The 14,551-nt window shown below is 70.5% G+C and carries 13 protein-coding genes; 8 read left to right on the forward strand and 5 right to left on the reverse strand.

The annotated features are described in order from the left end of the window. Positions 1–1,242 precede the first annotated feature (1,242 nt). Positions 1,243–2,238 (reverse strand): LacI family DNA-binding transcriptional regulator, encoded by a 996-nt coding sequence (locus ABT053_RS11425; RefSeq protein WP_350968839.1) that lies wholly within the window; start codon positions 2,236–2,238, stop codon positions 1,243–1,245. A 427-nt stretch (positions 2,239–2,665) separates the two neighbouring features. On the opposite strand from ABT053_RS11425, the gene ABT053_RS11430 reads away from it, so the two are divergent. Continuing rightward, positions 2,666–4,426: a discoidin domain-containing protein gene (locus ABT053_RS11430; protein WP_350968840.1), complete on the forward strand. Its 1,761-nt coding sequence runs from the start codon at positions 2,666–2,668 to the stop codon at positions 4,424–4,426. Positions 4,427–4,612: 186 nt separating this feature from the next. Further along, positions 4,613–5,476, forward strand: a complete 864-nt coding sequence (locus ABT053_RS11435) for a DUF1996 domain-containing protein (RefSeq protein ID WP_350968841.1) — start codon at positions 4,613–4,615, stop codon at positions 5,474–5,476. A gap of 262 nt (positions 5,477–5,738) precedes the next feature. Here the strand turns inward: ABT053_RS11435 and ABT053_RS11440 are convergent, their stop codons facing one another. Next, positions 5,739–6,662: a hypothetical protein gene (locus ABT053_RS11440; RefSeq protein WP_350968842.1), complete on the reverse strand. Its 924-nt coding sequence runs from the start codon at positions 6,660–6,662 to the stop codon at positions 5,739–5,741. 406 nt (positions 6,663–7,068) lie between these two features. On the opposite strand from ABT053_RS11440, the gene ABT053_RS11445 reads away from it, so the two are divergent. The 4 genes from ABT053_RS11445 to ABT053_RS11460 all read left to right on the forward strand — a co-directional run bounded on the left by ABT053_RS11445 (position 7,069) and on the right by ABT053_RS11460 (position 10,350). Next, positions 7,069–7,833 carry a 2,3-dihydro-2,3-dihydroxybenzoate dehydrogenase gene (locus ABT053_RS11445; protein ID WP_350968843.1) on the forward strand — a complete coding sequence of 255 codons (765 nt, stop codon included), beginning with the start codon at positions 7,069–7,071 and terminating at the stop codon, positions 7,831–7,833. A gap of 52 nt (positions 7,834–7,885) precedes the next feature. Then, positions 7,886–9,067, forward strand: a complete 1,182-nt coding sequence (gene dhbC, locus ABT053_RS11450; protein WP_350968844.1) for an isochorismate synthase DhbC — start codon at positions 7,886–7,888, stop codon at positions 9,065–9,067. A gap of 252 nt (positions 9,068–9,319) precedes the next feature. Further along, complete coding sequence (locus tag ABT053_RS11455) at positions 9,320–9,988, forward strand: isochorismatase family protein (RefSeq protein ID WP_350968845.1); 669 nt, start codon at positions 9,320–9,322, stop codon at positions 9,986–9,988. 80 nt (positions 9,989–10,068) lie between these two features. Then, positions 10,069–10,350 (forward strand): metal-sensitive transcriptional regulator, encoded by a 282-nt coding sequence (locus ABT053_RS11460; protein WP_350968846.1) that lies wholly within the window; start codon positions 10,069–10,071, stop codon positions 10,348–10,350. A 44-nt stretch (positions 10,351–10,394) separates the two neighbouring features. Here the strand turns inward: ABT053_RS11460 and ABT053_RS11465 are convergent, their stop codons facing one another. Continuing rightward, the gene (locus ABT053_RS11465; protein ID WP_350968847.1) at positions 10,395–10,871 is read right to left on the reverse strand and encodes a helix-turn-helix domain-containing protein; all 477 of its coding nucleotides are present in this window, start codon (positions 10,869–10,871) and stop codon (positions 10,395–10,397) included. 173 nt (positions 10,872–11,044) lie between these two features. Next, positions 11,045–11,377 carry a Cd(II)/Pb(II)-sensing metalloregulatory transcriptional regulator CmtR gene (gene cmtR, locus ABT053_RS11470; protein WP_350968848.1) on the reverse strand — a complete coding sequence of 111 codons (333 nt, stop codon included), beginning with the start codon at positions 11,375–11,377 and terminating at the stop codon, positions 11,045–11,047. An 82-nt stretch (positions 11,378–11,459) separates the two neighbouring features. On the opposite strand from cmtR, the gene ABT053_RS11475 reads away from it, so the two are divergent. Further along, positions 11,460–12,383, forward strand: coding sequence for a cation diffusion facilitator family transporter (locus tag ABT053_RS11475; protein WP_350968849.1), 924 nt, complete (start codon positions 11,460–11,462; stop codon positions 12,381–12,383). Between the two features lie 165 nt (positions 12,384–12,548). Here the strand turns inward: ABT053_RS11475 and modA are convergent, their stop codons facing one another. Beyond that, a complete protein-coding gene (modA, locus tag ABT053_RS11480) occupies positions 12,549–13,367 on the reverse strand; it encodes a molybdate ABC transporter substrate-binding protein (RefSeq protein WP_350968850.1) in 819 nt (272 codons plus the stop codon). A gap of 282 nt (positions 13,368–13,649) precedes the next feature. Between modA and ABT053_RS11485 the strand changes: the two genes are divergently transcribed. Next, positions 13,650–14,132 (forward strand): GNAT family N-acetyltransferase, encoded by a 483-nt coding sequence (locus tag ABT053_RS11485; RefSeq protein ID WP_350968851.1) that lies wholly within the window; start codon positions 13,650–13,652, stop codon positions 14,130–14,132. Positions 14,133–14,551: the final 419 nt, after the last annotated feature.

Below are 14,551 nucleotides of genomic sequence, written 5' to 3' on the forward strand. Positions count from 1 at the left end.
CCGTGCGCAGCGCGATGTTCTCGGAGAACTCCGCCTCCTCCTCCTCGTGGCCGATGAGCTTCCACGCGGTGTAGATGAGGAAGGCGCCGAAGATGCCACCGGTCCGGGGGCGCCCGGTGAGCCCGCCGCTCCTGTCGCTCCTGTCGCTCCGGGCGGTCCCGCGGCTCCCGGGGATCCCGCGGGTCCTGCCGGTCCCGGGGCTCCGTCGGTTCCCGCGGGCCCGGGTGCTCCGGTGGCGCCCGTGGCTCCGGTGGCTCCGGACGGTCCGGTCGCTCCGGCGGCGCCGGTCGCCCCGGTCGCTCCCGTCGCGCCGGTCGCGCCGGTGGCTCCGGCCGGGCCGGCGGCTCCCGTGGCTCCGGTGGCCCCCGGGGCTCCCGGCGCGCCCGCTGGTCCCGTGGGACCGGGAGGACCGGGAGGACCGCCCGCGGGACCCGCGGGACCCGTGGGCCCCACCGGACCCGCGGGACCGGCCGGCCCGCGGGCGCCGGGCAGCCCGATTCCCGGCAGCCCGTCCTCGCCGTCACGGCCGTCACGGCCGTCGCGGCACCCGCAGCGCTTCCTGCCGCACTTGCACTTCTTCCGCGCGACGGTTCCCATCACATGGATACGCGAATGGCCGGATCTGCCGGTGACCTTGCGAGCCGGGGCAGTCTGCTTGTCGACGGTTCGCGTGCTGAGAAGAAGGGTTGACGTGGCGTCGGAGGTGGCGCTGGCCGGGGTCTGGCAGGAAAGCGCCAGGACGGCGCCGATTGCTGTTGCTGCGACGGACCAATTTCGAGCACGTTTGCCGGAATTAATAGTTGGAGCCCGTCTTCTACCGCTAGAAGTCATCGCATTCCATGTCTTTTGTGATCTAAGGGAGTCTGATTGCCTAAACCGCGACAGTGGCGGCAAGCAGGAGTTACCCGATGATCGACATGGCAAAGCGTAATTCCCGTTAACAAGGTTTAAACGGATTCGTCAACGACGGGAATATGTCCAAATTATTTATTTTCCCTGCTATGTACGCTTGGCGGATGGTTATTCCGCCCACTCTTCTATCCGACTTAAGGGCCGTTAGCGTCCTGTGGGGATTTTTGTCGTGATTTACGGCTCACGAATCGCGGCCATTGAGGCGTACGATCTCATCGCCGGATTCCCGATCCGGCGGTCGCGCCGTTCCGGCGCCGTCGAGATCGGCCGTACAGGCATGCGGGCCGGCGGGTTCCCGGCCAGGCGTGGAGCACACTTCCGGAACACGTCCTAGCTGGACTCCCGCACCACGAGCTGGGTCGGGAGGATCACCGGGGACGCGGGCTCGCCTCTCAGCAGGCCGAGCAGCAGGCGGGCCGAGGCGGCGGCCTGCTCGCCCATGGGGCTGCGTACCGTGGTGAGCGGGGGGTCGGTGTAGAGGGCCGCCTCGATGTCGTCGTACCCCACCACCGCCACGTCGTCGGGCACCCGCCGGCCCGCCCGGCGCAGCGCCCGCATGGCGCCGATCGCCATCAGGTCGTTGGCGGCGAACACCGCGTCCAGCGCGGGGTCGTCCTCCAGGAGCTGTGCCATGGCCTCGGCCCCGGAGATCCGGGTGAAGTCGCCGATGGCCACGATCGAGCGCCGTCCGGTCTCGCTCAGGACCTCGCGGTAGGCGCCGATCCTGTCCTGGGCGGCGGACATGTCCAGCGGGCCGGAGATCGTGGCGATCCGGCGCCGCCCCCGTTCCAGCAGGTGCCGCACCGCCTGGGCGGCCCCGCCGGTGTTGTCGTTGTCGACCCACGGCACGTCCAGCCGGAAGGCGGGCCTGCCGTGGGAGACGAGGGGGACGCCCGTGGCGGCGAGCGCCGCGGGCAGGGGGTCGGCACCGTGCATCGACACGAGCATGACCGCGTCCACGTGGCGGGCGGCCACGAACTGCCGGGCCCGCACGCGGGCGTCGTCGGAGCCGGCGAGCATGAGCACGACCTGCTTGCCCGCCGCCTCGAACTCGCGGCTGGCCGCGCGCACGACGGTGGAGAACATCGGGTCGTCGGAGACGAGCCCGGACGACGGATCGGAGACGATCACCGCGATGGAGTCGGTGCGCCGGGTCACCAGGCTGCGCGCCGCGGGGTTGGGGGTGTAGCCCAGGTCGTTCACCGCCCGCATGACGAGGTCGCGGATGTCGGAGGCGACCGTCGGCTCACCGTTCACCACCCTGGAGACCGTCGACTTGGACACGCCGGCCCGGGTGGCGACAGCCTCCAGGGTGGGTCGTCTCATGTGGTTCTCCCGCAGTTCGTACCGCCGCCGGACCGGTGGTGCCTGAACGCGCGGTCCCACCCTTTCCAAAGCTTAGTCGGTGATCATGAAGAGAGCGCTCCCTCACAAAGGGTGACCGGAAGGGAGATTTCTGTCAATGCCCGGAACCGAGCCGGATTTTCCCTCGCGACGGCCGACGGGAGAAATCCGGGAAAGCGCTCCCCGAAGAGGATCTTCTTAGCCCCAGCTCACAGCTCGTTGTAACGATGCAAACGATTATCCGGGAGCGCTCCCCGAGATGTGCGGATGATTGCCGGATCATGTGTAGACCGTTTCGTCCTGGTTAAACGGACACTTGACAGCCCTTGTCGGATGAGAGCAATCTCTGGTTGAGAGAGCGCTCCCCGACTCGATACCGGTACGCACCCCCCACTCCCGAGGAGACGCGATGCCCTCGTCCCGAAGTCCCGGCCGCCGTATGGCCCTGCTGATAGCCGCGGCCGTCACCCTCGTCACGTCCTGTCTCGCGATCATGCCCGCGACGGCCGCCGACGCCCTCATCTCCCAGGGCAAGACGGCGACCGCCTCGTCCTCGGAGAGCACTGCGGCCTTCCCCGCGTCCGCCGCCGTGGACGGCAACCCGGGCACCCGCTGGTCCAGCGCGTTCAGCGACCCGCAGTGGATCCAGGTCGACCTCGGCGCCAGCGCGAGCATCACGCAGGTGACGCTGAACTGGGAGGCCGCCTACGGCAGGGCCTTCCAGATCCAGACCTCGCCCAACGGCACCACCTGGACCCCGATCCACTCCACGACCACCGCCACCGGCGGCACCCAGACGCTGGCCGTCACCGGCACCGGCCGCTACGTGCGCGTGTACGGCACCCAGCGCGCCACCGCGTACGGCTACTCGCTCTGGGAGTTCCAGGTCTACGGGACCATCGGGGGCACCAACCCGACCCCGACCCCGACGCCGACGCCCACCCCGACGCCCACCCCCGACCCGGGCGGGCTCAAGCTGCTGTCCTACGGCAGGCCCGGCGCGGCCTCCACCTCGCAGAGCGACGGCAACTGCTGGGAGTGCACCCCGGCCAGGGCGTTCGACCGCGACGCCGCCTCCCGCTGGGCGACCAGCTCCACCACCGGCTGGGTCGACCCGGGCTGGATCTCCGTCGACCTCGGCGCCACCGCGCAGATCAGGCAGATCGTCCTCCAGTGGGACCCGGCCTACGCCAGGGCGTTCCAGATCCAGGTCTCGGACAACAACACCACCTGGACCCCGATCTACTCCACGACCACCGGCACCGGCTTCAAGCAGACGCTGACCGTCAACGGCACCGGCCGCTACGTGCGCATGTACGGCACCCAGCGCGCCACCCCGTACGGCTACTCGCTGTGGGAGTTCCAGGTCTGGGGCACCGGTGGCGCCCCGATCACGCCGCCGCCGCTCCCGCCGGACCCGGCCAACCCGCCGACGACGCTCGTCTGGAGCGACGAGTTCAACGGTGGCGCGGGCACCAGGCCCGACTCGGCCAAGTGGACCCAGGACCCGGGCACCGGCCCGAACAACGAGCTTGAGTACTACAAGCCCGAGAACACCGCGATGGACGGCGCCGGAAACCTCGTCATCACCGCGCGGGAGGAGACCACCGCCGGATCGTCCTGCCCCGGCGGCCCCTGCCGGTACACCTCCGGCCGCATCAACACCGGCGGCAAGTTCACCTTCACCTACGGCAAGGTCGAGGCCCGCGTCAAGGTCCCGAAGGGCAACGGCCTGTGGCCGGCGTTCTGGATGATGGGCGCCGACTTCCTCACCGGCAGGCCCTGGCCGTACAACGGGGAGATCGACATCCTCGAGGTGCTCGGCAAGGACGTCAAGACCTCCTACTCGACCATCCACGCCCCCGCCTACAACGGCGGCGGCGGCATCGGCTCCCCCTACACGCTGCCCAACGGCGCGGACTTCTCCGACGACTTCCACGTCTGGGCCGCGACCTGGGACAGCAAGGGCATCGTCTACAGCCTGGACGGCCGGACGGTCCTGACCCTCAGCAAGGCGCAGGTCGAGGCGACGCGCGGGCCGTGGGTCTTCGACCACCCGTTCTACATCATCCTCAACCTCGCGGTGGGCGGCGACTGGCCCGGCCCGCCGGACGCCAGCACCGGCTTCCCCAAGCAGATGCTCGTCGACTACGTGCGCGTCTACAAGTAACCGCCTCACGCAAGTGACCCTCTTCCGCGAATGACCCCCCGCTCCGGCACGGCTCACCCGAGCCGTGCCGGAGCCTCCCCGGAACCGGAGCCCCCACGGCCGGAACACCCCCCAAAAAGGAGTCCATCCATGCACCCGGCACCAGCCCTAGCCCGTCTACGACGCCGGTTACGCCCATTGACCCTGGTGACCGCCATAGTGGCGCTCCTGGGTACGTCCCTCGTCATCCACACCACCCAGGCGAGCGCGACGTCGAAGGCCCAGGCGGACGGTTCGTCCGCCGCGGTCGTACGGGTGGCGGAGTTCCTCGCCGACTGCCCGTTCAGCCACCGGCTGCCCGACGACCCGATCATCTTCCCGGGCATGCCCGGCGCGTCGCACATGCACAGCTTCTTCGGCAGCACCACCACCAACGCCAACACGACGCTGGCGTCCCTGCAGAGCTCCCCCACCAACTGCAACCCGCGTACCGACCTGTCGTCGTACTGGGTGCCGACCCTCTACAACGGCAACACCCCGGTGGAGCCGACCATCACCACGTTCTACTACCTGGGTGAGGGTGTGCGCGACGACATCGTCGCCCGGACCCAGCCGCTGCCGCTGGGCCTGCGGATCGTCGCGGGCAACGCCAAGGCGACCACCCCCAACGACCCGACCAGCAACGCCCGCTGGTCGTGCCTGCACGCCGGTCACGTCCCGCCGTCCAAGGACTTCGTGACCTGTCCGGCGGGGACCATGATGGAGTCCTACCTGGACTTCCCGCAGTGCTGGGACGGCCGGAACCTGGACTCGGCCGACCACAAGAGTCACATGGCCTACCCGGTCGGCCAGGCCTGCCCGGCCTCGCACCCGGTGCCGGTGCCGAAGCTGCGCCAGGTGCTGCGCTATCCGGTGAACGGGAACCCGGCCAACTTCCGGCTGGCGTCGGGGCGCGGATACACCATGCACGGCGACTTCTTCAACGCCTGGCCGGTGGCCGAGATGGAGCGTCGCGTTCGTGACTGCATCCGCCCGGTCATCAAGTGCGGCGCGGACGGCACCCCGTCCTGACGCCGGAATGCCGGATTCGCATCCCGTCCTGACAGCGGTGTGCCGACCTGACATTCCGTTCTGACAGCGACGTGCCGTTCCGGCATCTCGTTCGACGGCACCGGTGCGGGAGCCGACCTCCGCGCCGATCCCCCGTGCCGTCCCCGGCGGCGGGACCCAGAAATCGGGTCCCGTCGCCGGCGGGCGTCACGGGGAGGTTCGAGAACTCGAAAGGGGAGAACTCGCAGGGGAGGTTTTTACGTCCCTACCGGGTTGCACGTCCCTACTGGGTTGCGCCCTCGCCCGTCTGAGGCTGCTCGCCCTGCCCGCTCTGCTCGTCCTGCCCGTCCTGCTCCTCCTGCTCGGCGAGCGTGCCGCACTTGAAGCCCGCCTCCCGTTCGGGCTGGAGCTGGAGGCTGCCGAGGTTCGTGGTCTCGATCGGGCGCCGGAAGGTGTCCAGCTTGTCGCAGTCGTAGAAGACGTACGTGCCCTCGCTCTCGCCGAGCAGCATCATCCACCTGCCCTCGTAGAGGGGCTTGTCGTCCTCGGCGTTCTTGATGACGGCCCACTGGTCCTGGAACCCGACGAACGGCAGGAGGTCGTTGGCCTGTCCCGTCTCCTGGACCTCGATCGCTCCCGTGATCATCTGCAGGATCAGCAGGAACCCCAGGCCGACGCCCGTGAGAGCGCCGGTGAGCACCTTCATGCCGGCGCGGCCGACGGGCTTGCGGCGCAGCAGCCGGAACGGCACCAGGAACGTCAGCACGCCCAGCCCCACCGCCACGACGACCATGGCGGCGATGTCGAGGTCGCCGACGAGGTTCAACAGGCCCCAGTAGGTCGCGCCGGACCACAGCGCGGCGATCAGGGCGGCGATCCAGGGGCGTTCCCGTACGGCCGTCGCGGCCCTCCCGACCGTGCCGCGGGTCAGCTTGTTCACCAGCCAGCCGAGCCCGACGACGAGGCCGAGGAGCGGCACGACGACCAGCAGGAGCAGGATCAGCGTTCCCATCAACCGGCCGAGCAGGACGGACTGGTCGATGCCCGCCTGCTGCGGGCTGATGTTGAACACCCCGTACATCTGCTCCACGCCGAGGTAGAGGACGGCGTAGAGCGCGACGCCGATCGGGACGATGACCGAGCCGATGCGCTCGATCATCGCCAGGACGCCGGAGTTCTCCTCCTCCACGGGAGGTTCGGCCCTCACGGGAGTTTCGGTCCCGGTGCGGGGTTCGGCGGGGGGCGCCGGGGGAACGTACCTCTGTTGCTCTGAAATATCCTGACTTGTCACGAACGATGATGTTAGGACACGGCTGTTGACACGATGTTGACTGCACATAAACGCGTAGATTTGCGCCCTTAACTGGGGAAGCCCGAGGGGCCGCTCCGTCCCCCCGGGGGGTGCCGCCGCACGGGCCTCCCGGCCGACCGCCCTCTCCGCGAGCACCGTGTCCCATGAGCCGGAGTGGTCCCACTAACTTCCCTGATGTCCTCCTGATCTGTGAAAAGTAACTATAAGTTTTTGCTGCGCAACCCAAAGTGATGGGGCTAGCCTGCCTACCGTCACAGGCTGACGACGGCGAGAACGGCGAGAACGGCAAGGCGGCGAGGACATGGTGACGGAAGGCGCGGTGGCCGTGGTCACCGGTGCGGCACAGGGCATCGGCGAGGCGGTGGCGCGAGCCCTGGCCGCGACGGGCACGCGCGTCGCCGCGCTCGACGTGAACGCGGAGCGGGCCGGGCGCGTCGCCGCCGAGCTCGGCGTCGCGGTCGCCTACGCCTGCGAGGTCACCGACAGCGTCGCCGTCGACGACGTGGTCGAACGGGTCGAGGCCGACCTCGGCCCGATCGGGCTGCTCGTCAACGTCGCCGGAGTGCTCTGCTCAGGACCGGCCGTCGCCATCAGCGACGACGACTGGGCCCGCACCTTCGCCGTCAACACCGGCGGGGTCTTCCACCTGTCCCGCGCGGTCGCCCGCCGGATGATTCCCCGCAGATCCGGGGCGATCGTCACCGTGGGCTCCAACGCCGCGGGCGTGCCCCGGACGAACATGTCGGCCTACGCCGCCTCCAAGGCCGCCGCCGCGCAGTTCACCAAGTGTCTCGGCCTGGAGCTGGCGCCGTACGGCATCCGCTGCAACGTGGTGTCGCCCGGCTCCACCGACACGCCCATGCAGCGCGCCCTGTGGACCGGCGGCCACGACGCCCGCACGGCCATCGAGGGGTCGCCGGCCGCCTTCCGGGTGGGCATCCCCCTCGGCAGGCTGGCCGATCCCGCCGACGTCGCGGACGCCGTCCTCTTCCTGGCCTCCGACCGTGCCAGGCACATCACCATGCAGGACCTGTACGTCGACGGGGGCGCCACGCTCCGGTCGTAGTACCGCTCCCTCCCCCGTTCCTGGATCCCTCTCGACAGGAGACCTCTTCACCATGTCGTCGAACGACGTCCTCACCATGTCTCGAATGCCCGACCTGCTGGGAGATTACGAGCCCGGCACCTTCTTCTTCACCTCGCCGACCCGCACCCTGCTCGCCAGGGGCGTGGTCCAGGAGGTTCCCGACCACGGGACGACGAGCCTGCAGGGGCGCGTCGCCTCGACCCTGCGCGACGCACGCGACTCCGGTCACCCCAACCCCGTCGTGGTGGGCGCGATCCCCTTCCGCGACGACCGTCCCGCGCGCCTGCTGGTGCCCGCCGCCGTCTGCTGGACGAGCCCGCCCGCCGGTCCCTCCACCACGTTCGAGCGGATCACCGAGACGTTCACCGGGTCCGGCCCGGTCTCCGACCCCGGCGACTACGTGCGCGGCGTGGAGAAGGCGCTGGCCAAGCTGACCGCCGGAGAGCTCCAGAAGATCGTGCTCGCCCGCACCCTGGACATCACCCTGGGTGCCCCCGTCGACGTCGGCCGCATCCTGCGCAACCTCATCCGGCGCGACCCGCAGGCCTACGGCTACGCGGTCGACCTGCCGTCGAGCGGCGGCACGGCCCGTACCCTCCTGGGAGCCAGCCCCGAACTGCTCGTCTCCCGCTCGGGCCGCCGGATCACGACGAACCCGCTCGCGGGATCCGCGCCCCGCCACCCGGACCCCGTCGTCGACCGCGAACGGGCCCGCGCCCTGCTCGCCTCGGACAAGGACCTCCGCGAGCACGCCCTGGTGATCGAGAGCATCGTGGAGGCGCTGCGCCCGTACTGCAGCAGGCTGTCGGTTCCCGCCGGGCCCTCGCCGCTGTCCACCGCCTCCATGTGGCACCTGTCGACCCGGATCACCGGCGTGCTGGACGACCCGGCGGTCACATCGCTGGAACTGGCCACGGTGCTGCACCCCACCCCCGCCGTCTGCGGTACGCCGGCGAGCGCCGCGCGCGAGGCCATCGAGGAGATCGAGTCGTTCGACCGCGGCCTGTACGCGGGCCTGGTCGGGTGGGGCGACGCGACGGGCGACGGAGAGTGGGTCGTGACCATCCGCTGCGCCGAGGTCGCCGACCAGACCCTGAGGCTGTTCGCGGGGGCGGGGATCGTCGCGGGGTCGGTGCCGGAGACCGAGCTCGCCGAGACCACCGCCAAGTTCCAGACCATGCTCCGCGCCGTCGGCCTGCACCAGGACCGCTGACCCGCCGTCGCGGGGGACGACGCGCCGGTACGGGAGAGGACGTGTGATCGCGGGCGGTGACCCGCGATCGCGGGGGACGGCCTGTGGCCGCGGGGGCGGCCCGCCACCGTGAGAAGGCTCCGCCACCCCGAGAAAGACCCGGCACCGCGGGAAGACCGCACGAGAACCGCAGGAACCGCAGGAACCGCAGGAACCGCAGGAACCGCAGGAACCGCAGGAACCGCGAGGAAAGCAGGAAAGGAGACAGTGCCCGTGGCCCTTCCCCAGATCGCCCCCTACCCGCTGCCGGGAGAGGACGACCTTCCCGAGAACCGGGTGAGCTGGCGCCCCGATCCGCGCCGCGCCGTCCTGCTGGTCCACGACATGCAGAACTACTTCCTTTCCCCCTTCGCCGCCGGTGCCCCGCCGCTGACCGGGCTCGTCGCCAACATCGGTCTCCTGCGCGACGCCTGCGCCGCGCTGGGGGTCCCCGTCGTCTACTCGGTGCAGCCCGGAGGCCAGAGCGAACGCGAGCGCGGCCTGCTCCAGGACTTCTGGGGTTCGGGGATCCCCGGGCTCCGGGAGAGCGAGATCGTCGCGAGCCTCCTTCCCGCGGAGACCGACATCCTGCTCACCAAGTGGCGCTACAGCGCCTTCTGCAGGACCGACCTGCGCGCCCGGATGGAGGCGATGGGCCGCGACCAGATCATCGTCTGCGGCGTCTACGCGCACATCGGCTGTCTCGTGACCGTCTGCGACGCCTTCATGCAGGACCTCCAGCCGTTCCTCGTCGCCGACGCCGTCGCCGACTTCTCCCTGGAACACCACACCATGGCCCTCACGTACGCCGCACAGCGCTGCGCGGTCACGGTCGTCACCCGGGGGGTGCTGCGCGGCTGGGAGCTCGCCTCGCCGCCCGCCGAGGTGGCCGGGGGCGTGTAGCGGGGACCCGGTTCGCGAGGCCGCCGCGAATACTATCCGGGGGTATCCTTCAACAGGGGAGACCGAGCGGAGGGGGAGAGATGCACGGATACGCCACCAGCAAGCAGGACCACCTGCGACGGCTGCGCCGGATCGAGGGGCAGGTGCGAGGGCTGCAGCGGATGGTCGAGGAGGACAAATACTGCATCGACATCCTCACCCAGGTGTCGGCGGCCAACCGGGCCCTGCAGTCCTTCGCGCTGTCCCTGCTGGAAGAGCACCTGGCGCACTGCGTGGCCGAGGCCACGGCCAAGGGCGGCGCCGAGGCCGAGGAGAAGGTCAAGGAGGCGTCCGACGCCATCGCCAGGCTCGTCCGTTCCTGAACGCGCCGCCGTCACCGTGTCCGTCGCGTGCCCGTCGCGGGCGGTCACGCGCCGGTAGTCTCCTCGACCTTCTCCAGGTTGCGCTGGAAGTGGGCGCAGCCGGTGAAGTCCTCGTGGTCGCGGGCGAGGGCACACTCGATCATGTGGAGTGACGACCGCGCCTGGGCGACGCGCCGCGTCAGGTCCGCGTGCCTGCGGCGCAGGACGTCGCGTCGTGCCTCCGGATCGCCGGTGGCGATCATTTCCCGGATGTCGGTGAGGGAGAACCCGGCCTCCTTGGCGCGCAGGATCACCGCGACACGATAGAGGTGGTCGCGGTCGTAGCGGCGCCGGTCGGCCCTGACCCGGGTGGGGCTCAGCAGCCCCATCGCCTCCCAGTGCCGCAGGACGTGGGCGGGCAGGCCGAACCGCCGGACGCGCGCGTACCGGACGGCTCTTCCTGGCCGTGCCGCTGTTCGTCGCCGCCGCGCGCCGCCCCTGACGGCCGGCGGGTCGGCGTGTAAGACGGGTACGACAGGCATGGCGGATATGTACGCGTACGGCTAACCGGTCCGCGCGCCCGGCACGGTCACGACCGCGAACGTTCGGTTCGGCCGATCCGTCGCGGGCCGATCCCGCCAGGTCGTCTCACGCCGTTGAAAAGCGCTGGACAGGCGGTTATGGGGCCGGGGAACCGGGTGATACCGGTATGGGGCTATCCCGCCGGATCCGCCTCGTGCACGTCCCGGTGGTCGGGATCGACGGCGAGCACGACGTGGAGCAGGTCCTCGATGGCGTGGGCGAGGCGCTGGTCGGACAGCTCGTACCGGGTCTGGCGCCCCTCGGGCACCGCGACCACCAGGCCGCAGCCGCGCAGGCACGACAGATGGTTGGAGACGTTCTGGCGGGTCAGCCCGAGCTCGTCGGCGAGCCGTGCCGGGTAGGTGGGTCCCTGGAGGAGGGCGATGAGCATCCGGCAGCGGTTGGGGTCGGCCAGCGCCCGTCCGAGACGGGCCATCGCGTCAAGGCGTGTCGCGGCGGTGAGCATGGTTATCACAATACATCGCTTGCTGTATATACAGTGGCTGCTGTATAAACACTGAGGACTGTACCGACGGGGATGGAGCACCATGGGGCACGGACACGGGCACGGGCACACGACGCCGACGGCGGCCACGGCACACCGCGGGCGCCTGGTCGTCGTGCTCCTGCTGACCATCGGGGTGCTCGTCGTCGAGGTCGTCGGCGCGGCGCTGTCGGGCAGCCTGGCGCTGCTCGCCGACGCCGGGCACATGGCCACCGACGCCGCGGGCATCGCGCTGGCGCTGTTCGCCGTCTGGATGGCCGGAAAACCGGCCAGTGCCCGGCGGACCTTCGGCTACCAGCGGGCGGAGATCCTCGCCGCCGCGATCAACGCGGTCGTCCTGCTCGCCCTGAGCCTCTACATCCTGTACGAGGCCGTCCGGCGGTTCGCCGACCCCGAGCCGGTCGGCGGGACGGTGATGCTCGTGGCGGCCGCGGTCGGCCTGGCCGCCAACGCGATCGGGCTGTGGCTGCTGCGCCCCGGCCAGACGGAGAGCCTCAACCTGAGGGGTGCCTACCTGGAGGTCCTCGGTGACCTGCTGGCCTCGGTCGCGGTGATCGTCGCCGCGGTCGTCATCGCGCTCACCGGCTGGACGACGGCCGACCCGATCGTCTCCGTCGTCGTCGCCCTGCTGATCGTGCCGCGCAGCTGGAGCCTGCTGCGCGAGGCCGTGGACATCCTGCTCGAAGCGGTTCCCCGGGGCGTCGACCTGGAGGAGGTCCGCAGGCACCTGCTGGAGACGCCGGGTGTCATCGACGTCCACGACCTGCACGCCTGGACCATCACCTCGGGGCTTCCCGTCATGTCCGCCCACGTCGTGATGGAGGACGGCGTCCTGGTCGACGGCTCCTTCGGCCCGGTGCTGGACCGGCTGCACGAGTGCCTGGCCGGTCACTTCGACGTCGAGCACTCCACCCTGCAGCTGGAGCCCGCCGGTCACGCGGACCACGAGGGCGCCCGGCACCGCTGAGGGGCTCCGGTGGCCTGCTGGGGAGAGACCACCGGGATCCGTTCCGCGCGACCGTCGCGGCCGCGTCCAAGGGGACGAGGGGATGAGGGGACAGTCGGCCGGTCCGCGCGGAGCGGCGAACGGAGGACGCGGCAGGGTCAGGTGGGCGCGGAGGCGTCCGGCCGCTCAGGGGGCCTGGAAACCGGCCTTGGTCAGCACGTCCTCGCCCTGCTGCGACAGCACCAGGTCGACGAACTGCCTGGCCGCCTCCGGGGCGGGCGCGCCGGACAGGACCGCGATCGGGTAGTCGTTGATCGCCTTCTCGGCCTCGGGGAAGTCGATGCCGTCGACCTTGCCGCCGGAGGCGATGACGTCCGTCTTGTAGACCAGGGCGGCGTCGACCTCGCCGAGCTCGACCTTGGTGAGGGTGGCCTTGACGTCCTGCTCCAGGGTGACCGGGGTGACCTTGAGCCCGGCCGCGTCCAGGGCCTTGACGGCGGCGGCGCCGCAGGGCACCTGCTCGGCGCACAGGGCGACCTTGACCTTCGGGTCGGTCAGGTCCTTGAGGTCGTCGACCTTGGCCGGGTTGTCGGCCGGGACGGCGATCTGCAGGCTGTTGCGCACGAACGTGGTCGGCGAGGCGGCCAGGGAGGCGTCGGTGACGGTCTTCATCGTGGCCGGGCTCGCGGCGGCGAACACGTCGGCCGGGGCGCCCGCGACGATCTGCTGGGCCAGGGTGGCGCTGGAGCCGAAGCTGAACCGCACCGTCGTGCCCGGGTGCGCGGCCTCGAAGGTCTTGCCCAGCTCGGTGAACGTCCCGGTCAGCGACGCGGCGGCGAGCACCGTCAGCGTCGTGGCACCGCCCCCGGAGGCGGCGGGAGTGGAGGCGGGAGCGGGGGCGGAGGCGGCGGGGGCCGGACCGCCGGCGCCGCAGCCGGACAGGGTGGCGGCCAGTGTGAGGGCGAGGGGGACCGTGACGGCCCACCGGGAAAGACGCCTGAACAACGAGGGCTCCTTACTGACTCACCGTGCCGACCCGGAACGTCGCCGGGAACAATCACCATACCTCGCACATTCGTCCCCGAAGAAGAGACCTCCTGAGCAAACACGCCATGTACTGCCTTGCGGCCATCGCATCTGCGATGTCCCGGCATCTCGTACGCGGACCGGTATCACGGCCCGTCCCGGCAACCATGTGAAGGGAAGCGCGCGCGACGGCGGCCCGCCGGTGGATGATGTCATGCCGCACCGTCGCGTCCACCGAACGCCGGAACGAATGGATCGGACATGGATCTGCTGCCCTTCGACACGGCGCACGCGTCCACGGTCGCGGGCTGGCCCGCCTCGTCGCGGGAAGTCGCGATGTGGTGCGGGCGGCACGAGTTCCCCCTGCCCGCGCGGGTCGTCGCCGACTGGCAGCTGGGGGAGGACGTGCGCTCCCACCTGCTCCTCGCGGACGGGGACCCGCTCGGCTACGGGGAGCTGTGGGTCGACCCCGAGGAGGGGGAGATCGAGCTCGCCCGGATCATCGTGGCCCCCGGTGCCCGGGGCAGGGGGATTGGGCGGCGGCTGGTGCGAGGACTGGCCGCGCTGGCCCGGGACGCCGGTTACGCGAACGTCTTCATGCGCGTGCACCCGGACAACGACCGGGCCCTGCGGTGCTACCGGGGAGCCGGTTTCCACACGGTCGACGCTCACCTGGCGGCGGAGTGGAACGTCTCCCAGCCGGTCGGCTACGTCTGGCTGCGGCACGACGACCCCGGCCCCTGACGGCTCCGGCGCGGCCGGGTTCGCGAAACCGACCGGATTCGCGAAACCTACCGGGTTCGCGAACCTGCCGGGTGGGCGAACCTGCCGGGTTCGCGAACGAACACCTCGGCGCGAGGTCACGCACGGTGTGCCTTCCGAGCCGGAACGACGTCACCGATAAACCGGCCGCTCGATTTCGCCGAAGCGGGCTAAACAGTTAAGTCACGTGATTCAAACAGCCTTCCGAGGTGGGATCCGCACGGCCGGGGCCGCACCGGCGAGACCTTCGCGCACGCCCCGCATCGGCGCCGGAGGAATGCTGTTCGGCCTGCTCAGAGCATTGATCCGGCTCGGGGTCGAACGCGTGGACCGGCACCGCTCGTCACCGGCGAGGTCCACCGGCGAGGTCTCGCCGGTGTTTCCCGGCCCGTGCCGGAGGA

Origin of the sequence: Streptosporangium sp. NPDC002524 (assembly GCF_040295985.1) — a bacterium.
Classification (GTDB): Bacteria; Actinomycetota; Actinomycetes; order Streptosporangiales; family Streptosporangiaceae; genus Streptosporangium.